Below are 20,565 nucleotides of genomic sequence, written 5' to 3'. Positions count from 1 at the left end.
TGTGTTACCAGGTGTGTCTAGAATTACCTGCGACCCTCCAGGAGTAAACTCACCATGACCTCAGCCTATTACACCGGCGAAGAACGCAGTAAACGCATCTTCGCTATCGTTGGTGCCTCTTCAGGCAACCTGGTGGAATGGTTCGACTTCTACGTCTATGCCTTCTGCGCGATCTACTTTGCTCCGGCTTTCTTCCCTTCCGACGACCCCACCGTGCAGTTGTTGAACACGGCAGGCGTGTTCGCCGCGGGTTTTCTGATGCGCCCCATCGGTGGCTGGATATTCGGCCGCCTCGCTGACCGCCATGGTCGCAAGAATTCCCTGATGATCTCGGTGCTGATGATGTGCTTCGGCTCCCTGATGATCGCCTGCCTGCCCACCTATGCCAGCATCGGCACCTGGGCCCCGGCGTTGCTGTTGCTGGCCCGGCTGATCCAGGGCCTGTCGGTTGGCGGCGAGTATGGCACCACTGCCACTTACATGAGTGAAGTGGCCCTGCGCGGCCAGCGCGGCTTCTTCGCCTCGTTCCAGTACGTGACCCTGATCGGCGGCCAGTTGCTGGCGGTGCTGGTGGTGGTGATCCTGCAGCAACTGCTCACCGAAGAAGAGCTGCGCGCCTGGGGCTGGCGCATACCGTTCGTGGTCGGTGCCATTGCAGCGCTGATCTCGTTGATGCTGCGCCGCTCGCTGCATGAGACCAGCAGCGCCGAAACCCGCCAGGACAAGGACGCCGGCACCATCAAGGGCCTGTTCCGCAACCACGCGGCGGCTTTCATCACCGTGCTCGGCTATACCGCGGGCGGTTCGCTGATCTTCTACACCTTCACCACCTACATGCAGAAGTACCTGGTCAACACCGCCGGCATGACCGCAAAAAACGCCAGCTACGTGATGACTGGCGCGCTGTTCCTGTTCATGGTGCTGCAGCCGTTCTTCGGCATGCTCTCCGACCGCATCGGCCGGCGCAATTCGATGATGCTGTTCGGCGCCCTGGGGACGCTGTTCACCGTGCCGCTGCTGATGGCGCTGAAAACCGTGAGCAGCCCGTTCATGGCCTTCGTGCTGATTACCCTGGCATTGTGTATCGTCAGTTTCTACACCTCGATCAGCGGCCTGGTGAAGGCCGAGATGTTCCCGCCGCAGGTGCGTGCGCTGGGTGTGGGCCTGGCCTATGCAGTGGCCAACGCGGCGTTCGGCGGTTCGGCCGAATACGTTGCCCTGGGCCTGAAGACCTTGGGCATGGAAAACACTTTCTACTGGTACGTGACAGCGATGATGGCGATTGCCTTCCTGTTCAGCCTGCGCTTGCCGAAGCAGGCCGCGTACCTGCACCACGATGATTAAGGATGTGGCATGACCAACCAACTGTTCGACGCCTACTTCACCGCACCGGCCATGCGCGAGATCTTCTCCGACCGTGGCCGCCTGCAGGGCATGCTCGATTTCGAAGCGGCGCTGGCACGGGCCGAGGCGGCTGCCGGGCTGGTCCCGCACAGCGCGGTAGCGGCCATCGAGGCGGCTTGCCACGCCGAGCGTTATGACGTTGGCGCGCTGGCCAATGCCATCGCCACTGCTGGCAACTCGGCGATCCCGCTGGTGAAGGCGTTGGGCAAGGTGATCGCCAGTGGCGTGCCCGAGGCCGAGCGCTACGTGCACCTGGGCGCCACCAGCCAGGACGCGATGGACACCGGGCTGGTCGTGCAGCTGCGCGCTGCCCTCGACCTGATCGAAGCCGACCTTGGCAAGCTGGCTGATACCCTGTCGCATCAGGCCTTGCAGCACGCCGACACGCCGCTGGTGGGGCGCACCTGGTTGCAGCATGCCACCCCGGTGACCCTGGGCATGAAACTGGCCGGTGTGCTGGGCGCCTTGACCCGTCACCGCCAGCGCCTGCAGGAGCTGCGCCCACGCCTGCTGGTGCTGCAGTTCGGCGGTGCCTCGGGCAGCCTCGCGGCGTTGGGCAGCAAGGCGATGCCGGTGGCCGAAGCCTTGGCCGAGCAGCTCAAGCTGACCCTGCCCGAGCAGCCCTGGCACACCCATCGCGACCGCCTGGTGGAGTTTGCCTCGGTGCTGGGCCTGGTCGCCGGTAGCCTGGGCAAGTTCGGCCGCGATGTCAGCCTGCTGATGCAGACCGAGGCGGGGGAACTGTTCGAGCCTTCCGCGCCGGGCAAGGGTGGGTCTTCGACCATGCCGCACAAGCGCAACCCTGTCGGCGCAGCAGTGCTGATCGGCGCCGCGACCCGCGTGCCGGGGCTGGTTTCGACGCTGTTTGCCGCCATGCCCCAGGAGCACGAGCGCAGCCTCGGCCTGTGGCATGCCGAATGGGAAACCCTGCCCGACATCTGCTGCCTGGTCTCCGGTGCGCTGCGCCAGGCCCAGGTGATTGCCGAGGGTATGGAAGTGGATGCCGCGCGCATGCGCCGTAACCTCGACCTGACCCAGGGCCTGGTGCTGGCCGAAGCGGTAAGCATCGTCCTCGCCCAGCGCCTGGGCCGCGACCACGCCCACCACCTGCTGGAGCAGTGCTGCCAGCGCGCGGTGGCCGAACAGCGCCACCTGCGCACTGTGCTGGGTGAAGAGCCGCAGGTCAGCGCCGAGCTGTCCGCCGAAGAACTCGATCGCTTGCTCGACCCTGCCCATTACTTGGGCCAGGCCCGCGTCTGGGTGGCGCGCGCCGTGTCCGAACATCAACGTTTCACTGCCTGAAGGAGACCGCTGTGGCGCACTTGCAACTGGCCGATGGCGTTTTGAATTACCAGATCGATGGCCCGGAAAACGCCCCGGTGCTGGTCCTGTCCAACTCGCTGGGCACCGACCTGGGCATGTGGGGCACGCAGATCCCACTGTGGAGCCAGCACTTGCGCGTGTTGCGCTACGACACCCGTGGCCACGGTGGGTCGCTGGTCACTGAAGGCCCCTACAGCATCGAACAGCTGGGCCGTGACGTGCTGGCCTTGCTCGATGGGCTGGATATCGCCAAGGCGCACTTCGTCGGCCTGTCGATGGGTGGCCTGATCGGCCAGTGGCTGGGCATCAATGCCGGCCAGCGCCTGCACAGCCTGACCCTGTGCAATACCGCTGCCAAGATCGCCAACGACGAGGTGTGGAACACCCGTATCGACACCGTGCTCAAGGGCGGCCAGCAGGCCATGGTCGATCTGCGCGATGCTTCCATCGCCCGCTGGTTCACCCCGGGCTTCGCCCAGGCCCAGCCGGCGCAGGCCCAGCGCATCTGCCAGATGCTGGCGCAAACCAGCCCGCAAGGCTATGCCGGCAACTGCGCAGCGGTGCGCGATGCCGACTACCGTGAGCAGTTGGGCCGCATACAGGTGCCGACGCTGATCGTTGCCGGTACCGAAGACGTGGTGACCACCCCAGAGTACGGCCGCTTCATGCAGGCCGGTATCACGGGTGCCGAGTACGTCGACTTCCCGGCGGCGCACCTGTCCAACGTCGAGGTCGGCGAGGCGTTCAGCCGCCGCGTGCTCGACTTCCTGCTGGCCCACTGAGGATACCGCCATGGACGAGAAACAACGTTACGACGCCGGCATGCAAGTACGCCGCGCAGTGCTTGGCGATGCCCATGTGGACCGCAGCCTGGAGAAGCTCAACGACTTCAACGGCGAGTTCCAGGAGATGATCACCCGCCACGCCTGGGGTGACATCTGGACCCGCCCGGGCCTGCCGCGGCATACCCGTAGCCTGATCACCATCGCCATGCTGATTGGCATGAACCGCAATGACGAGCTGAAGCTGCACCTGCGCGCGGCGGCCAACAATGGCGTCACGCGCGACGAGATCAAGGAAGTACTGATGCAGAGCGCGATTTATTGCGGCATTCCGGCTGCCAATGCCACCTTCCACATGGCTGAGTCGGTATGGGATGAGCTGGGCGTGGAGTCGCGACAGCAGTAATGCCTGTACCGGCCCTATCGCCGACAAGCCAGCTCTCACAGGGATTGCATCAGGCTTGAGGGCAGTGCAGTCCCTGTGGGAGCTGGCTTGCCGGCGATAGGGCCATTGAATGTTTACATGGCCGCATTCTTCTGCCGCATGGCAACTGGCCCGGCGTTGCTTTCCACGGCTTGCTTCAGGGCCGGGCACAGGCCGAGCATGAATGCCGCTTCTGCCACCACGAACAACGGCCCGATGATCAATCCGCTGACATCGTCGACAAACGCCGGCTTGCGGCCTTCGTAGTAATGGCCGACGAACTGGATGATCCAGCCCACCACGAACGCACCCAGCCCGGCGCCGAGCCACAGTGCTGTCGTCTGCATCGCCAGCACCTGACCAACCCACAGGCATAGCCCAAGCAACAACCCCATCACCAGGCCGAAGCGCAGGTCCAGGCGCAGGTAGAACCAGACCGAGGCTGCCGCCGCCGGCAGGGCAGGGGACAGCCACACGCCCGCCACCTCCCAGCCAGGACGCGACAGCAGGATGGTGACCGCCAGCACGATCATGGGGATGCCCACGAAGTGGGTGGCGATGTTGCGTGGGTCGCGGTGGTAGCTGGCGTATTGGCTCAGGTGGTCGACGAGGGTCTTCATTGTTTTTGCCTCCCTGGTTGCCTGATCGGGGTGTATTGCCTGTTCTGGCCTCTTCGCGGGTTCACCCGCGAAAGGGCCGGCACAGGCGACCGATATAGCTCAGGATAGACCGCCCCTGCCAGCATCATCAGTTCAGCGAATGGCAGCAGCCCGCACTGGCATATCCAGCCCCACCAGCGTTTCGATCATCGCTCGCGCCGCCGGCGACAACCGGTAACCGCTGCGGCTGACTACGCCACAGCGCACGCTCAGCACTTCCAGCGCTGGCGGCAGGTTGCGCCAGTGCAGGCGCACCAGGCGGCCGCTGGCCAGGTCTTCGGCCACGGCTTCCTCGCTGGCGGTGCCGATGGCATCGCTGGCCAGCACCACGCTGCGCAGTACGGCCAGGTGCTCGGTTTGCAGGTGCGGGGTGAAATCGCTGCGCCCGCTCAGGTTGGCCAGGCGCTTGCGCACGCCGGGGGCGAGCAGGGCGCTGGCCAGGGGGTAGCTGAACAGGTCGTTGGTCGACAGGCTGTCCTTGGCCAGCAATGGGTGCCCCGGGCGACAGAAGAACAGGCCGGGGCGCGGTGAAAGGGGTTCGGTGTGGAAGTTGGGGTCGGCCTCGAACGGGCGGATGTCGTCGACGAAAAACTCGATCTGCTCGCGGCGCAGGGCCTGGCCGAGGCGTTCGGCGTTGTCCACCAGCAGCGAGGTGCGGATGCCTGGGTGGCGCTCGAGAAAGTGGCGCAGGGCATCGGGCACCAGGCGTACGGCCAGCGTCGGGCCGCTGCCGAAATGCAGCTCGCCGGCGTCGAGCTTAGTCATCTGTAGCACTTCGTTGCTCAGCTGCGCGGCACCTTGTACCAGGCGCCGGGCATGTTGCAGCACCACCAAGCCTTCAGGGGTGGGCGGCAGGGCTTTGCTGGCGCGGTCGACCAATGGGCAGCCGAAGCTGTGTTCCAGGCTCTGGATGGCACGGCTGAAGGCGGGTTGGGTGATGCCCATGGCCTCGGCGGCACGGACGAAGCTGCGGTATTCGGTGAGGGCGATGAAGTAGCGCAGTTGACGGAGGTCCATGTCACGGCTCTGGGGCGGGGTTCAGGGGCCTATTCAAGCGGTTGCTGTATATTCCGTCAAAGAAGGTTTATTGATTTGTTTATAGCTTTAGGTTATTTGTTGCGGCATCTGGCCTCTTGCGGGTAAACCCGCTCCCACAGGTTCACCACAGTTTCAGAATCTGTGGTGAACCTGTGGGAGCGGGTTTACCCGCGAAGCATTCAAAGGAGATTCAGCGGGTAGCTCACGATCAATCGGTTCTCGTCGAACGAGTTGGTGCTGAAGTCCCGGCGCATGGTGGAGTTGCGCCACTTCACCGACAGGTCCTTGAAGCTGCCCGACTGCACCACATATGCCAACTCGGTTTCCCGCGCCCATTCCTTGCCATCGTCCACGCCCCCTGCGGTGACGTTGTCACCTTTGATGTAGCGGTTCATCAGGGTCAGGCCTGGCACGCCGACGGTGGCGAAGTTGAAGTCATGGCGCACCTGCCAGGAGCGTTCCTTGGCGTTGTCGAAGCTGGAGTTGTAGCTGTCGTTTGCCAGGGTGCCGCCGCTGGTGCCATTCACCCGCATCCAGGCGTCGTCGCCGCTGACTTTCTGCAGGCCGACGTAGAATGTGTGGCCCTGATAGCGCGCCGAGAGCATGGCCGAGGCGGTGCGGTTGTCCAGTTCACCAGCGCGTTCGGCGCCGTCTTCCTTGCCGATGAAGTAGCCCAGGTTGGCGCCCAGGGTCCAATCGCCCAGGGGTTGGCTGTGCACAAGGTTGAGGTACTGCTGACGGTAGATGTCCTTGAGCTGGGCATTCCACAGGCCGATCATGGTGCGCTTGTCGTTGAAGGCGTATTCGCCGCCGCCAAAGTTGAAACGGTCGGACGTGAACGCTGCCTTGCCGTTCATCGACATGTCTTCCATGCTGGCGTCGTTGCGCGGGCTGTTGCCGCGGAACTGGCCGGCGTACAGGGTCAGGCCGGCGATTTCCTTCGAGGTCAGCTGGCCGCCGCGGAAGGTCTGCGGCAGCGAGCGGCCGTCATCCGAGCGCAGGATCGGCAGTACCGGCATCCATTCGCCCACTTTCAGCTCGGTTTCGGACAGCTTGGCTTTCAGTGCCACGCCCAGGCGGCCGAAATCATCGGCGGGGCGGCCATCGTCGTGCACCGGCAGCAGATGAGTGTTGGTGGTGCCTTTGCCGCCGTCGAGCTTGACCGAGTACAGGCCCAGTACGTCCACGCCGAAACCGACGGTGCCTTGGGTGAAGCCGGAGCGGGCGTCGAGGATGAAGCTCTGCGTCCACTCCTCGGCCTTGGCCTGCGGGTGGGCCGGGTCGACGAAGTTGCGGTTGATGTAGAAGTTGCGCAGGTTGAGGGTGGCCTTGGCGTCCTCCAGGAAACCCCCTTCGTCGGCGGCGAACACGGGGAGTGCGCAGGACATGGCCAACAGGCCGGGCAGCAGCTGGCGTGCGGGTTGCAAAGTGCTCATCTGTCGTGGATCTCTTGTTTTTATGGGCGAGCCGGTACGCTGCAGGATGCGGCCTGCAGGTGCGGGTCTTTTGGGATGAACCGGGGCAACGTTGCGTGGGGAGGATGGTGCGGGGTGGGGCTGGGGTGAGGCAATTCGCCACAAGCGGAATCGGGCGATAATCGAACGGAATGTTCTGGTTGGTTAATTGTTTGTCTATGTTGGGGCTTGCGGGCGAACCCGCGAAGAGGCCGGTTCAGGCAACACAAAAAAAAGCCCACCGCGAGGGTGGGCTTGATGCTTTGACAGCTTCAATCAGCTCTTCGGTGCTTCCACCGATGCCTGTTGGTTGGCCTGCCCGGTCTGCTCGTACCAGCCACCGCCAAGCGCCTTGTACAGGTTGACCTCGCTGGTCAGCTGCGACAAGCGATCGCCGATCAGCGCCTGCTGGGCACTGAACAGGTTGCGCTGGGCGTCGAGGAAGGTCAGGTTGCTGTCGATACCGATGCGATAGCGGCGTTCGGCCAGGCGGTAGTAGTCCTGGTTCGCCTGCACCAGGTCGCGTTGCGCCTGCAGCTGCTCTTCGAAGGTCTTGCGCGCCGCCAAGCCATCGGAGACTTCCTGGAAGGCGGTCTGGATGGTCTTTTCGTACTTGGCGACGTTGATGTCCTTCTGGATTTTCGAGTAGTCCAGGCTGGCCTTCAGGCTGCCGGCGTTGAAGATCGGCAGGTTGATCTGCGGCTGGAACAGCCAGGTGCCCTGGCCGCCCGAGAACAGGTGGCCCATGTCGGGGCTCAGGCTGCCGGCATTGGCGGTCAGGCTGATGCTCGGGAAGAACGCTGCACGAGCCGCGCCAATGTTGGCATTGGCGGCCTTGAGCAGGTGCTCGGCTTCCTGGATGTCCGGGCGACGCTGGAGGATGTCCGACGGCAAGCCGGCCGGTACTTCGGCCAGCTGGTCGGCATTGAGCTCCAGTGGCTTGGGCAGGTCGGCGGGAATGCCGGTGCCCAGCAGCACGGTCAAGCTGTTGACGTCCTGGGCGACCAGGCGCTGGTACTGCGAGTACTTGACCCGGGCGCCTTCCACGGCGGTACGCGCCTGGCTGACGTCCAGTGCCGAGGCTACGCCGACTTCGTTGCTGCGACGGGTGAGGTTGTAGCTTTCCTCGTAGGTCTTGAGCGTTTCTTCGGTCAGCTTGAACAGCGCCTGGTCGGCCTGCCAGGTGTAGTAGGCATTGGCCACGCTGGCCACCAGGCTGATCTGCGTGGAGCGACGCGCCTGCTCGCTGGACAGGTAGGTTTCCAGGGCCTGCTCGGTCAGGCTGCGCACGCGGCCGAACAGGTCCAGCTCATAGGCGCTGACGCCCAGGGTGGCCGAGTATTGGCTGGTGATGCCCGCTTCGCCCGTCTGCGACATGTTCGCCGGTACGCGCTGGCGGCTGCCGCTGCCGGTGGCCGAAACCGCCGGGAACAGGTCGGCGCGCTGGATGCGGTACTGAGCGCGGTAGGCGTCGATGTTCAAAGCGGCAACGCGCAGGTCGCGGTTGTTTACCAGCGCGGTCTGGATCAGCTGCTGCAGTGCCGGGTCGTGGAAGAACTGGCGCCAGCCCTGCTCGGCGGCGGCAACTTCCGCCGATTGCGTCGGCGAGTACGCAGGGCCTTGCGGCCACTGCGCAGCCACCGGCGATTCCGGGGTCTGGTAGTCAGGGATCAATGAGCAGCCGCCAAGAATGAAAGCGGTTACTGCCAGGGACAACAAAGACTTGGTCATTGCCCAGCCTCATAACGTGGAGTTTCAGGGGTGACGTCTTTTTCCGGCTCTTTGCTGCCGAACAGTGACGACACTGCGACGAAGAACAGTGGTACCCAGAAGATAGCGAGCACGGTCGCACTGATCATGCCGCCGATCACGCCAGTACCGATGGCGTGCTGGCTGCCGGCGCCGGCGCCGCTGGCGATAGTCAACGGTACCACGCCGAGGATGAACGCCAGCGAGGTCATGATGATCGGGCGCAGACGCATGCGGCACGCCTCGATCGCCGCGTCATACAGGCTGCGGCCCTGCTCGTGCAGTTCCTTGGCGAATTCGACGATCAGGATGGCGTTTTTCGCTGCCAGGCCGATGGTGGTCAACAGGCCGACCAGGAAGTACACATCGTTTGACAACCCGCGCAGGCTGGTGGCGATCAGGGCACCGATGATACCCAGCGGTACTACCAGTACCACGGCGATAGGGATCGACCAGCTTTCGTACAGGGCCGCCAGGCACAGGAACACGAACAGTACCGAGAGGGCGAACAGTGCCGGCATCTGCGAACCGGACAGTTTTTCCTCATAGGACATGCCGGTCCAGGAGAAGCCGATACCGCTTGGCAGTTCGCCAGCAATGCGCTCGACCTCGGCCATGGCTTCACCAGTACTGTAGCCTGGTGCCGGTGCACCGAGGATTTCCATTGCCTCGACGCCGTTGTAACGCGAAAGCTTCGGCGAACCGTAGGTCCATTCGCCTTTGGCGAAGGAGGAGAACGGCACCATTTCGCCAGCGCCATTGCGCACGTACCACTTCTGCAGGTCTTCCGGGCTCATCCGCGCGTTCGGCTCGCCCTGGATATACACCTTCTTGACTCGGCCACGGTCGATGAAGTCGTTGACGTAGCTGGCACCCAAGGCAATCGACAGGGTGTTGTTGATGTCGGCGATGGTCACGCCCAGGGCGCTGGCACGCTCGTCATCGATGGTCAGCTGGTACTGCGGCTCGTCGTTCAGGCCGTTCGGGCGCACGGCGCTGAGGATCTTGCTCTGCGCGGCCTTGGCCAGGAACTGGTTGCGCGCTTCCATCAACTTGGCATGGCCGACACCGCCGCGGTCCTGAAGGAACACGTCGAAGCCGGTGGCGTTACCCAGTTCGAGCACCGCAGGCGGGGCAAAGGCGAACACCATCGCATCGCGGAACGTGAAGAAGTGCTGCTGGGCGCGCTGGGCAAGGGCAAACACGCTGTTTTCCTTGGAGCGCTCATCCCAAGGCTTGAGCATGATGAACGCCATGCCCGAGCTCTGGCCACGGCCGGCGAAGTTGAAGCCGTTGACAGTGAACACCGAAGCCACGGTGTCGGCCTCTTCGCTGAGCAGATACTCACGCATCTGGTCGACCACCACCTGGGTGCGCTCGGCACTGGAGCCGGCCGGAGTCTGTACCTGGGCGAACAATACGCCCTGGTCTTCTTCCGGCAGGAACGCGGTAGGGATGCGGGTGAACAGCCAGATCATGCCGACCACGATCAGCGCGTAGGCCAGCAGGAACGGTACCTTGTTGCGCAGAATGGAGCCCACGCTGCGCTCGTAGCCGGTTACGCTGCGGTCGAAGTTGCGGTTGAACCAGCCGAAGAAGCCACGCTTGGCCACATGGTGTTCGCCCTTCTTCAGCGGCTTGAGCATGGTGGCGCACAGGGCCGGGGTGAAGATGAGCGCCACCAACACCGACAGGCCCATGGCCGAGACGATGGTGATGGAGAACTGCCGGTAGATCACACCCGTGGAGCCGCCGAAGAACGCCATGGGCAGCAGTACCGCCGACAGCACAAGGGCGATACCCACCAGGGCACCCTGGATCTGCTCCATCGAGCGCTTGGTCGCTTCCTTGGGCGGCAAGCCTTCCTCGGACATCACCCGCTCGACGTTCTCCACCACGACGATGGCGTCGTCCACCAGCAAGCCGATGGCCAGAACCATGGCGAACATGGTCAGGGTGTTGATGCTGAAGCCGGCAGCGGCAAGGATGCCGAAGGTGCCCAGCAACACCACCGGTACGGTCATGGTGGTGATGATGGTGGCGCGGAAGTTCTGCAGGAACAGGTACATCACCAGGAACACCAGGACCACGGCTTCGATCAGGGTGTGGATCACGCCGCTGATCGACTCGGTGACCACCGGGGTGGTGTCATATGGGAATACCGCTTTCACCCCAGGCGGGAAGAACGGTTCCAGGTCGGCGATGGTCTTGCGCAAGGCCTTGGCGGTGTCCAGGGCGTTGGCACCGGTGGCCAGTTTTACTGCCAGGCCGGAGGCCGGCTTACCGTTGAACTGGGCGCTGACGGCATAGTTTTCACCACCCAGGCCAACCTGGGCGACATCACCCAGACGCACTTGCGAACCGTCGCTGTTGACCTTGAGCAGGATCTTCTCGAACTGCTCGGCAGTCTGCAGACGAGTCTTGCCGATGATGGTGGCGTTCAGCTGGGTGCCGGGCATGGCCGGCAGGCCGCCGAGCTGGCCGGAGGATACCTGCACGTTCTGCGCGGCCACGGCGGTCTTGACGTCGACCGGGGTCAGCTGGAACTTGTTCAGTTTGGCCGGATCGAGCCAGATACGCATGGCGTACTGCGCACCGAACACCTGGAAGTCACCCACACCCGCGGTACGCGAGATCGGGTCCTGCATGTTGGAGACGATGTAGTTGGCCAGGTCGTCCTTGGTCATGCTGCCGTCCTCGGACACCAGGCCGATCACCAGCAGGAAGTTCTTCACTGCCTTGGTGACGCGGATACCTTGCTGCTGCACTTCCTGCGGCAACAGCGGGGTGGCCAGGTTCAGCTTGTTCTGCACCTGCACCTGCGCGGTGTCTGGGTTGGTGCCCTGCTCGAAGGTGGCGGTAATGGTCATGCTGCCGTCGGAGTTACTTTCCGACGACACATAACGCAGGTTGTCGATACCGTTGAGCTGCTGCTCGATCACCTGTACCACGGTGTCCTGCACGGTTTGCGCCGAGGCGCCCGGGTAGGTCACGGCGATGGCGATGGCCGGTGGCGCGATGCTGGGGTACTGGTTGATCGGCAGCTTCAGGATCGACAAGGCGCCGACCAGCATGATCACCAAGGCGATCACCCAGGCGAAGATCGGGCGATCGATAAAGAACTTCGACATGGTTTACTCCGCTTTGGCGTCTGCTTTCGCCGCGTTGGCCTGAACAGGGCTGGCCGGCTTCTTGACGTTGGTGGCTTCGCTGACCTTGACCTCGACGCCCGGGCGCACGTACTGCAGCCCTTCGGTGATCAGGCGGTCACCCGGGTTCAGGCCTTCCTCGATCAGCCAGTCGCTGCCCAGGGTACGGTTGGCCTTGAGCTGGCGCAGTTCGACCTTGTTCTCCTGGTTGACCACCAGCGCGGTCGGCGCGCCTTTCAGGTCGCGGGTCACGCCCTGTTGTGGGGCCAGGATGGCATTGGCGTTGACACCTGCCTTGAGCCGCGCATGCACGAACATGCCAGGCAGCAGGGTGTGATCAGGATTGGGGAACAGGGCGCGCAGGGTGACCGAGCCGGTGGTCTCGTCGACCGAGACCTCGGAGAACTCCAGGCGGCCCTCCTGCTTGAACAGGCTGCCGTCTTCCAGCACCAGTTGCACCGAGGCGGCGTTGTCGCCGGCCTTTTGCAACTGGCCGCTTTCCAGGTCACGGCGCAGCTTGAGCAGCTCGGCGGTGGACTGGGTGACGTCGACGTAGATCGGGTCGAGTTGCTGGATGGTGGCCATGGCGTTGGCCTGGCCATTGCTCACCAGTGCACCTTCGGTGAACGAAGAACGGCCGATACGGCCGCTGATCGGTGCCAGGACCTTGGTGTAGCGCAGGTCGATCTGCGCGCTCTTGAGCGAAGCCTCGGCCTGCAATCGTTTGGCATTGGCGTCGTCGTATTCCTGCTTGGAGACAGCCTGTTCGTCGATCAGCTGCTTGTAGCGCTCGGCCAGCGAGCGGGTGGCCTGCAGGTTGGCCTGGGCATTGGCCAGGGTGGCTTCGTACACGGCAGGGTCGATCTGGTACAACTGCTGGCCTTCCTTGACCTCACTGCCTTCCTTGAACAGGCGCTTGAGGATGATGCCGTTTACCTGCGGGCGCACTTCGGCGACGCGGTAGGCACTGGTACGCCCCGGCAATTCCGAGGTCAGGGTGAAGGCTTGGGGCTGGATGGTCACGACGCCGACCTGAGGAGCCTGCGCCGCTGGCGCTGCTTCTTCTTTCTTACAGCCACTGAGCAGGGTTGCCAGGGCGACGGCGGAAACCAGAGCGGTAACGGCTGGCTTGAATTGCATGAGGATCCTCGGGTCGCTGGAGCAGGGAGACGCTCAAGAGTAATGGAAGAGTCTTGATCTGGAAAAATTGCTATCCGGTGGATAAATAGCTTGCTAAGGAATATACTTACATTCATGGTTGTTTGTAAATACCGCTGGGTTGTACTCGGGTACTGCCACAGCCCTTGATTAGCTCCTCCGCGAGGCACCCTGCAGAGGTGCCCCCGGAGTGTTCCCCGCACGCGCCGCGCGTTCGGGGCAGATGAGGTTTGTACTGCCATGGTCCGTCGAACCAAAGAAGAAGCCCAGGAAACCCGCGCCCAGATCATCGAAGCGGCGGAAAAGGCCTTCTACAAGCGCGGGGTTGCGCGAACCACCCTGGCCGACATCGCCGAACTCGCGGGTGTGACGCGGGGGGCGATCTACTGGCACTTCAACAACAAGGCCGAGCTTGTGCAGGCGCTGCTCGACAGCCTGCATGAAACCCATGACCACCTGGCGCGGGCGAGCGAAAGCGAGGACGAAGTGGACCCGCTCGGCTGCATGCGCAAGCTGTTGCTGCAAGTGTTCAACGAGCTGGTGCTCGATGCCCGAACCCGGCGTATCAATGAAATCCTGCATCACAAGTGCGAGTTCACCGATGACATGTGTGAAATTCGCCAGCAGCGCCAGGGTGCGGTGCTGGATTGCCACAAGGGCATCACCCTGGCGTTGGCCAATGCCGTGCGCCGGGGCCAGTTGCCAGGCGAGCTGGATGTCGAGCGCGCGGCGGTGGCCATGTTTGCCTATGTCGATGGCCTGATCGGGCGCTGGCTGTTGCTGCCTGACAGTGTCGATCTGTTGAAGGATGTCGAAAAATGGGTCGACACCGGGCTGGATATGCTGCGCTTGAGCCCGGCTCTGCGCAAATGACACTTTGTTAAGGATTGTGAGGGAGTGTTACCCCTTTGTGTTAAGGGGGGATTAATGCTTCCGGATGACCTTGAACAAATCACCGATCCTGTGGGAGCGGCCTTGTGTCGCGATAGGGCTGCGCAGCAGCCCCGGCAATTTGTGCATCACTGCTGAAATCCTGGGGCCGCTTCGCGGCCCTTTCGCGACACAAGGCCGCTCCCACAGAGATCGCGTAGCTTCTAGCGTCCGCGCAGTTGCCGGTCGGGCAATGCAAACGCTGCAAACAGTCCCAGCACGGCTACCCCGGCACTTCCCATCAACAAACGCCGGAACGTCTCGAGTAACCGCCCTTGTGTCATCAGGTCCACTTCGCCGGCCTTCAAGCTACCCAGCAACGGATTACCCAGCGACTCGAACCCGCCCTGGTGCAGCAGCGCCAGCAGCAGGCTGGACATGCACGCCACCCCCATGGCCCCGCCCAGCGAGCGGAACAGGTTGGTGGTGCTTGTGGCCACGCCGATGTCCTTGCTGTCCACCGCGCTTTGCGTGCCTACCAGCGAGGTCGGGAACTGCAGCCCGCAAGCGATGCCGGTCAGCAGCATGAACAGTGCGCTGAGCAAGGCCGATTGCGGCGGGGTCAGCGCCATGGCGAAAATGGCCAGCGGCATAAGCAGCGCGCCGGCCAGGATCTGCGGCTTGTAACGCCCGGTCAGGCTGGTCATGCGCCCGCCGGTGAAGGCCCCCATGGGCAGCCCCATCACCAGCGGCAGGAGGTGCAAAGCAGCACTGTCGGCGCCGGCGCCGGTGATGCCCTGGTAGCGCAACGGCATGAGCATGGTCAGGGAGATTGACTGGAAGCTGGCGAAGAAGATCACGCCCCAGCACAGCACCGCCACGCGATTGCCGAACAGGCCGAGTGGCAGCAGCGGCTCCGGGCAGCGGCGCTCATGGGCGATGAACAGCACCAGGCCCAGCGCGGCGCAGGCGAACAGGGCCAGCACGGCCGAGTCGACCCAGGCGTGACCCTGGCCGACCAGGGTAATACCCAGCAACAGGCTACCCAGGCCGAGGATCAGCAACACGGCGCCCAGGTAGTCCACCTGCGCCTCGCGGCGCTGCGCCGGCATGCCGCCGAGGGCGCGGCGGATCGCCCACAGTGCGACCAGCCCCAGCGGCAGGTTGATCCAGAACACCCAGCGCCATGACAGGTATTCGGTCAGCCAGCCGCCCAGTACCGGCCCGGCGACGCTGGCCACGGCGTACATGCTGCTGAAATAGCCCTGGTAGCGGCCGCGCTCCCGTGGGGGTACGAAGTCGCCGATGATCGCTTGGCTCACCGAGACCATGCCACCGGCACCTATGCCTTGCAGTACCCGGGCCAGCACCAGTTGTTGCATGTCCTGGGCCAGGGCGCAGGCGATCGAGGCCAGGGTGAAAAGGCTGATGCCGGTGAGGATCATCCTGCGCCGCCCGTACAGGTCGCCCAGCTTGCCGTAGATCGGCACGGCCACGGTCATCGCCACCATGTAGCCGGAGATGACCCAGGCCAGCAGGCCGACATCGTTGAACTGCGCCGAGATTGCCGGCAGCGAGACGGCGACGATGGTCTGGTCCAGGGCGCCGAGGAAGATCGCCAGCATCAGGGCGGTAAGCACGTTGCGCAGGGTGGTGGGGGGCAGGGCGGCGGTCACGGGGATACCTTGTTTATCGGTTGAGACCTCTTCGCGGGCATGCCCGCTCCCACAGGTACAACTCAGGGCTTGAAGGCTGTGGTGTACCTGTGGGAGCGGGCGTGCCCGCGAAGGGGCCCCGAAATTGTAACCTGAGTTAGGTAGCTTCCTATGTACTATCTGCATCCCCTATGCAAGATCGGCATTGGCGCATTCATCCAGTGCTGCATGGCTGCGTGATATCGTTGGTATGCCACAGAGGCGGAAAACCGGGGGCTCGCACCAGCTTGGTGCAACATTATGCCGCAGGTTTTCGCGCCGCTGTCTCCCACACCTTTTATTCCTCTGCCTGCATGTCAAGCATGACCGCCCAGATGGCGACGGTTGGAACAGGCCAGGTAGACCCGATTACAGGGGTCGGTAGTTACCGTTCGACTTTCAACTTATTTTGCGGAGTGATCATGCCCAAGGCTTCCCATCAAGATCTGCGTTTTGCCTTCCGCGAGCTGCTCGCTTCAGGTTCCTGTTACCACACCGCATCGGTGTTCGACCCGATGTCGGCACGTATTGCCGCAGACCTGGGTTTCGAGGTCGGCATCCTCGGTGGTTCCGTCGCTTCGCTGCAGGTACTGGCGGCACCGGACTTCGCCCTGATCACCCTCAGCGAGTTCGTCGAGCAGGCCACCCGTATTGGTCGCGTGGCGCAACTGCCCGTGCTGGCTGACGCCGACCACGGCTATGGCAACGCACTGAATGTCATGCGCACGGTCATCGAACTGGAGCGCGCCGGCGTGGCTGCGCTGACCATCGAGGACACCCTGCTGCCTGCCCAGTTCGGGCGCAAGTCCACCGACCTGATCCCGGTTGAAGAGGGCGTCGGCAAGATCCGCGCGGCGCTGGAGGCACGGGTCGATTCGTCGCTGTCGATCATTGCCCGTACCAACGCTGGTGTGCTCACCACCGAAGAAATCATCGTGCGTACCCAGAGCTACCAGAAGGCTGGAGCCGATGGCATCTGCATGGTGGGTGTGAAGGACTTCGAGCAACTCGAGCAGATTGCCGAGCACCTGACGGTGCCACTGATGCTGGTGACCTACGGCAACCCGAACCTGCGAGACGACGAGCGCCTGGCACGCCTGGGCGTGCGCATCGTGGTCGATGGTCACGCCGCCTACTTTGCCGCGATCAAGGCCACCTATGACTGCCTGCGGCTGCAGCGCGGCCAGCAGAACAAGTCGGAAAACCTCAGCGCCACCGAACTCTCGCATACCTACACCCAGCCCGAGGACTACATCCGTTGGGCCAAGGAATACATGAGCGTCGAAGAGTGACACGCCCCCCCTGGAGGAACGGCCTTACAAGTCCTGATCCCACTCCGGTTCGTCCTTGAATCGCTGCACCAGAAAATCCAGCATGCTGCGCAGGGTCGCCGGCATGTGCTTGCGCGAGGTGTACACCGCAGTCAGGTTCAGTTCGCGTGGCCTGGCTTCGGGCAGCAGGCGCACCAGTTCACCCCGGCGCAGGGCTTTCGCGGCCTGGTAGGTCGGCAGCATGGCGATACCTGCGCCGGCCAGCGCCGCTTTCTGCAGTGTCATCGCCTCGTTGGCACTGATGTTCCCCGCCACTGGCACGGCGACTTGCTGGCCGGCCACCTCGAAATGCCACAGGCTGTGGCCGAAGTAGGCATGGGTCAGGCAGTTGTGCCGGCTCAGATCCTCGACCCGTTGCGGCGTGCCGTGCTCGCGCAGGTAGGCCGGTGCCGCACACACTGCCGAGCGGCACACACTCAGGCGCCGGGCGATCAGGTTGGGGTCCAGGTCGTTGCTGGTGCGGATGGCCAGGTCGATGCGCTCGTCCACCAGGTTGACCGTGCGATCGAGCATCTGCAGTTCCACCTTCACCCCGGGGTAGCGCCGGACGTAGTCGGCCACTGCATCCACCAACTGGGCCTGGCCGAACGAGGTACTGACGCTGATGCGCAGCGCGCCCTTGGGCGCGTCATCCGGCTGCTGCACCGCGGCTTGCAGGTCGCCGGCCAGTTCCAGCAGTTGCCGACAGCGGGGCAGGGTTTCCTGGCCGGCGGCGGTAAGGCTGAGCTTGCGTGTGGTGCGCTGCATCAGCCGTGCGCCAACCCAGTCTTCCAGCTCTGCCAGGTAGCGCGACACCACCGGCCGAGACAGTTGCAGATGATCCGCCGCCGCTGACTGGCTGCCCAGGTCGACTACGGTGACGAAAACACGCATGGCGTTGAGACGGTCCATGATTTGCCCGGTTTCAGAAACAAACTATGTTCGAGCATCGCATTTTTTGTCACGGATTGGGCAACTAAGCTGTTGGGCATTGTTCATCTGACGGGTGTTTGCGATGTCTCTTTTCACTCCCTTGCATGGCTTGCTGCTGGCCTGTGTGACCCTGGCCGGCCCGGCGCTGGCTGCCGACCCCTTGCGGCTTGAGGTTTACAACCCTGGGCATGAGGCAATCTTCCCGGTCAGTTCGGTGATCGTCAGCGGCGAGCACGACGCCATCCTCGTCGATGCCCAGTTCGGCAAGGCCCAGGCCGAACAGCTGGTACAGCGACTGCGGGCGGGCGGCAAGCAGCTGACCAGTATCTACATCAGCCATGGCGACCCGGACTACTACTTCGGCCTGGATACCCTGACCCAGGCCTTCCCGGAGGCCAAGGTGCTGGCGTCGGCCGCCACGGTTGCCCACATCCGCCAGACCATGGATGCCAAGCTGGCCTACTGGGGGCCGCAGATGGGCGCGGACAAGCCGGCGCGGCTGGTGCTGCCGCAGGTGCTCGAAGGCCACCACCTGACGCTGGAAGGGCAGGCCCTTGAGGTTGTCGGCCTCGACGGCCCTCAACCTGACCGCAGTTTTGTATGGATACCGTCGATCAAGGCGGTGGTCGGTGGCGTGGTGGTGTCGGAGAACATTCACGTGTGGATGGCCGACACACAAACGGCCAAGTCCCACGCCGACTGGCTTGGCACCTTGGCGCACATCGAAGCGCTGGCGCCGCGTACGGTCATCCCTGGGCACTACCAGGGGGACAGCGGCCGATCGCTGGAGGCCGTGCGTTTCACGGCGAACTACATTCGTGATTTCGATAGCGAGACCGCCAGGGCGAAAGACTCCGGTGCGTTGATCGCGGCGATGAAACGACGTTACCCGGGCCTGGCCGATGAAAGCTCGCTGGAGCTGGGGGCCAAGGTCGCCAAGGGCGAGATGAAGTGGTAATTCCGTTCAATTGATGGAGAGTATCCCATGAGCAAGATTGCAATCATCGGTGCCACTGGCCGCGCTGGCAGCCAGTTGTTGGAGGAGGCCCTGCGCCGTGGCCACAGTGTGCTGGCCATCGCCCGCGACCCGTCGCGGTTGCAGGGGCGGGACGGGGTTACCGTCAAGGCGCTGGATGCCAAGGACAGCGCGGCCGTGCAAGCGGCGATCGCAGGTGTGGATGCGGTGCTGAGCGCGGCGCATTTCTCGACCATCGAGCCACACGCCATCATCGAGCCGGTCAAGCGGGCCGGGGTCAGGCGCCTGCTGGTGGTGGGTGGGGCCGGCAGCCTGTTGCTGCCGTCGGGGCATCGGGTGATCGACAGCCCGGACTTCCCCGAGGCATACAAGGCCGAGGCCACTGCCGGGGTGCGTTTTCTGGAAGTATTGCAACGTGAGCCGAACCTGGACTGGACCTTCCTGTCGCCATCGGCGGAGTTCGTTGAAGGTGAGCGCAGCGGGCATTACAAGCTGGGCAAGGATCATCTGCTGATCGGCGCCGATGGCAAGAGCTGGATAACCTTCGCCGATTACGCAATTGCCATGCTCGACGAACTGGAGAAGCCACAACATTCGCGGCAGCGTTTTACCGTCGGCTATTGAGTCGCCCCCTTCGCGGGTAAACCCGCTCCCACAGGTACTGCACTGATTTCGATGCCGGTGTATTACTTGTGGGAGCGGGTTTACCCGCGAAGGGGCCCTTGCAGGCTGGCCCGGTCCTCCAGCCAGTCCAGCAACTCCACAAGCCCCGGCGGCAAGTTCTTGCTCTGGCTCACCAGGTAATACCCCTTGCCGGTCATCACCTTGAGCGCAAACGGCATGCACAGCCGTCCCCCGCGCAAGTCATCGCCGATCAGCGACCAGTCGCCGATGGCCACGCCGGTGCCCTGCGAGGCCATGGCCATCGCCATGTCCAGCGTCTCGAAATGCTGCTTCGGGCCTTGAGTGCCCAGCGTCACCCCGGCTGCCTGCAGCCACAACCGCCAGTCATGCTCATCCCGCGAAGGGTGCAGCAGCATGTGTAGCGCCAGGTCCTCGACCTGCTGCAACGGTACCGGCCCTTGGCGTAATGACGGCGCGCACACCGGCGTCAGCTGCTCATCGAACAGCTTGCGCACGCGCAGCCCATGGTTCGGCGCATCGCCATACACCACCGCGGCATCGAAACCCTCGCGGCGAAAGTCCACTCCATGTTGCACCGTGGTGGTCAGCTCTACAGGCACATCCGGGCGTAGTGCCTGCCATTCCATCAGGCGCGGCAACAGCCAGCGCATCACGCAGGTCGGTGCCTTGAGCTGCAAGGTAGTGCTGCGCCCACCCACCTCACGCACCCCTTGTTCGATCAGCGCGAACACCTGCTGCACTCTTGGCAGCCAGTCCTGGCCTTCACGGGTCAGGCTCAGCCCACGGGCCTGGCGCTGGAACAAGGCATAACCCAGATGCTCTTCGAGGGCCGCGATCTGCCGGCTGACGGCGCCTTGGGTGATATGCAACTGCTGCCCTGCACGGGTGAAATTGCAGTGTTGGGCGGTGACCAGAAAGGTATGCAGGGCGGGCAGGGGCGGGAGGCGTTTCATTGTGCTTAGCCATGATTACAGAACATGGCTAGTATGTGTTTTTT

General features: G+C 63.6%; 17 protein-coding genes. 8 read left to right on the top strand and 9 right to left on the bottom strand.

The genetic code is table 11. From position 1 onward, the window contains the following. Nucleotides 1–54: 54 nt before the first annotated feature. The 4 genes from IRZ77_RS14300 to pcaC are packed head-to-tail and all read left to right on the top strand — an operon-like array spanning nt 55 to nt 3,915. Nucleotides 55–1,344 carry an MFS family transporter gene (locus IRZ77_RS14300; RefSeq protein ID WP_046617253.1) on the top strand — a complete coding sequence of 430 codons (1,290 nt, stop codon included), beginning with the start codon at nt 55–57 and terminating at the stop codon, nt 1,342–1,344. A 9-nt stretch (nt 1,345–1,353) separates the two neighbouring features. Then, entirely contained in the window at nt 1,354–2,706 is a 1,353-nt protein-coding gene (locus IRZ77_RS14295; protein WP_196173719.1) for a 3-carboxy-cis,cis-muconate cycloisomerase, read from the top strand. A gap of 11 nt (nt 2,707–2,717) precedes the next feature. Further along, nucleotides 2,718–3,509: a 3-oxoadipate enol-lactonase gene (gene pcaD, locus IRZ77_RS14290; protein WP_196173717.1), complete on the top strand. Its 792-nt coding sequence runs from the start codon at nt 2,718–2,720 to the stop codon at nt 3,507–3,509. Nucleotides 3,510–3,519: 10 nt separating this feature from the next. Then, nucleotides 3,520–3,915, top strand: coding sequence for a 4-carboxymuconolactone decarboxylase (gene pcaC, locus IRZ77_RS14285; RefSeq protein ID WP_003259581.1), 396 nt, complete (start codon nt 3,520–3,522; stop codon nt 3,913–3,915). A 113-nt stretch (nt 3,916–4,028) separates the two neighbouring features. Here the strand turns inward: pcaC and IRZ77_RS14280 are convergent, their stop codons facing one another. The 6 genes from IRZ77_RS14280 to ttgA all read right to left on the bottom strand — a co-directional run bounded on the left by IRZ77_RS14280 (nt 4,029) and on the right by ttgA (nt 13,122). Further along, complete coding sequence (locus tag IRZ77_RS14280; RefSeq protein WP_108481917.1) at nt 4,029–4,553, bottom strand: Mpo1 family 2-hydroxy fatty acid dioxygenase; 525 nt, start codon at nt 4,551–4,553, stop codon at nt 4,029–4,031. A gap of 132 nt (nt 4,554–4,685) precedes the next feature. Next, entirely contained in the window at nt 4,686–5,609 is a 924-nt protein-coding gene (locus IRZ77_RS14275; RefSeq protein ID WP_085602343.1) for a LysR family transcriptional regulator, read from the bottom strand. 200 nt (nt 5,610–5,809) lie between these two features. After that, a complete protein-coding gene (locus IRZ77_RS14270; RefSeq protein ID WP_046614837.1) occupies nt 5,810–7,066 on the bottom strand; it encodes an OprD family porin in 1,257 nt (418 codons plus the stop codon). A gap of 294 nt (nt 7,067–7,360) precedes the next feature. Further along, on the bottom strand, nt 7,361–8,815 hold the full coding sequence (locus IRZ77_RS14265) for an AdeC/AdeK/OprM family multidrug efflux complex outer membrane factor (RefSeq protein WP_046614836.1): 1,455 nt from the start codon (nt 8,813–8,815) through the stop codon (nt 7,361–7,363). Continuing rightward, nucleotides 8,812–11,964, bottom strand: a complete 3,153-nt coding sequence (gene ttgB / locus IRZ77_RS14260) for a multidrug efflux RND transporter permease subunit TtgB (protein WP_046614835.1) — start codon at nt 11,962–11,964, stop codon at nt 8,812–8,814. Before ttgB ends, IRZ77_RS14265 begins: the two co-directional genes overlap by 4 nt. 3 nt (nt 11,965–11,967) lie before the next feature. After that, complete coding sequence (gene ttgA / locus IRZ77_RS14255; RefSeq protein WP_075046218.1) at nt 11,968–13,122, bottom strand: toluene efflux RND transporter periplasmic adaptor subunit TtgA; 1,155 nt, start codon at nt 13,120–13,122, stop codon at nt 11,968–11,970. 258 nt (nt 13,123–13,380) lie between these two features. Between ttgA and ttgR the strand changes: the two genes are divergently transcribed. Continuing rightward, the gene (gene ttgR, locus IRZ77_RS14250) at nt 13,381–14,013 is read left to right on the top strand and encodes an efflux transport transcriptional regulator TtgR (protein ID WP_025340482.1); all 633 of its coding nucleotides are present in this window, start codon (nt 13,381–13,383) and stop codon (nt 14,011–14,013) included. 221 nt (nt 14,014–14,234) lie between these two features. Here the strand turns inward: ttgR and IRZ77_RS14245 are convergent, their stop codons facing one another. Next, entirely contained in the window at nt 14,235–15,686 is a 1,452-nt protein-coding gene (locus IRZ77_RS14245) for an MDR family MFS transporter (protein WP_196173715.1), read from the bottom strand. A 440-nt stretch (nt 15,687–16,126) separates the two neighbouring features. On the opposite strand from IRZ77_RS14245, the gene IRZ77_RS14240 reads away from it, so the two are divergent. After that, nucleotides 16,127–16,996, top strand: a complete 870-nt coding sequence (locus tag IRZ77_RS14240; RefSeq protein ID WP_003259571.1) for an isocitrate lyase/PEP mutase family protein — start codon at nt 16,127–16,129, stop codon at nt 16,994–16,996. Nucleotides 16,997–17,020: 24 nt separating this feature from the next. Here the strand turns inward: IRZ77_RS14240 and IRZ77_RS14235 are convergent, their stop codons facing one another. After that, complete coding sequence (locus IRZ77_RS14235) at nt 17,021–17,926, bottom strand: LysR family transcriptional regulator (RefSeq protein WP_196173713.1); 906 nt, start codon at nt 17,924–17,926, stop codon at nt 17,021–17,023. A gap of 103 nt (nt 17,927–18,029) precedes the next feature. Here IRZ77_RS14235 and IRZ77_RS14230 point away from each other — a divergent pair, with 103 nt between their 5' ends. Together IRZ77_RS14230 and IRZ77_RS14225 are read left to right on the top strand one after the other, a co-directional pair. Next, entirely contained in the window at nt 18,030–18,905 is an 876-nt protein-coding gene (locus IRZ77_RS14230) for an MBL fold metallo-hydrolase (RefSeq protein ID WP_196173711.1), read from the top strand. A 27-nt stretch (nt 18,906–18,932) separates the two neighbouring features. Further along, on the top strand, nt 18,933–19,547 hold the full coding sequence (locus tag IRZ77_RS14225) for an NAD(P)-dependent oxidoreductase (protein WP_046614830.1): 615 nt from the start codon (nt 18,933–18,935) through the stop codon (nt 19,545–19,547). 80 nt (nt 19,548–19,627) lie between these two features. On the opposite strand, the gene IRZ77_RS14220 is transcribed toward IRZ77_RS14225, so the two are convergent. After that, entirely contained in the window at nt 19,628–20,521 is an 894-nt protein-coding gene (locus IRZ77_RS14220; protein ID WP_085602293.1) for a LysR substrate-binding domain-containing protein, read from the bottom strand. Nucleotides 20,522–20,565 lie beyond the last annotated feature (44 nt).

The organism is Pseudomonas pudica (assembly GCF_015680405.1).
GTDB classification, from domain to species: Bacteria; Pseudomonadota; Gammaproteobacteria; order Pseudomonadales; family Pseudomonadaceae; genus Aquipseudomonas; species Aquipseudomonas pudica.
The sequence above is the reverse complement of the archived record's forward strand: the minus strand, read 5'-3'. Positions and strand labels throughout refer to the sequence as shown.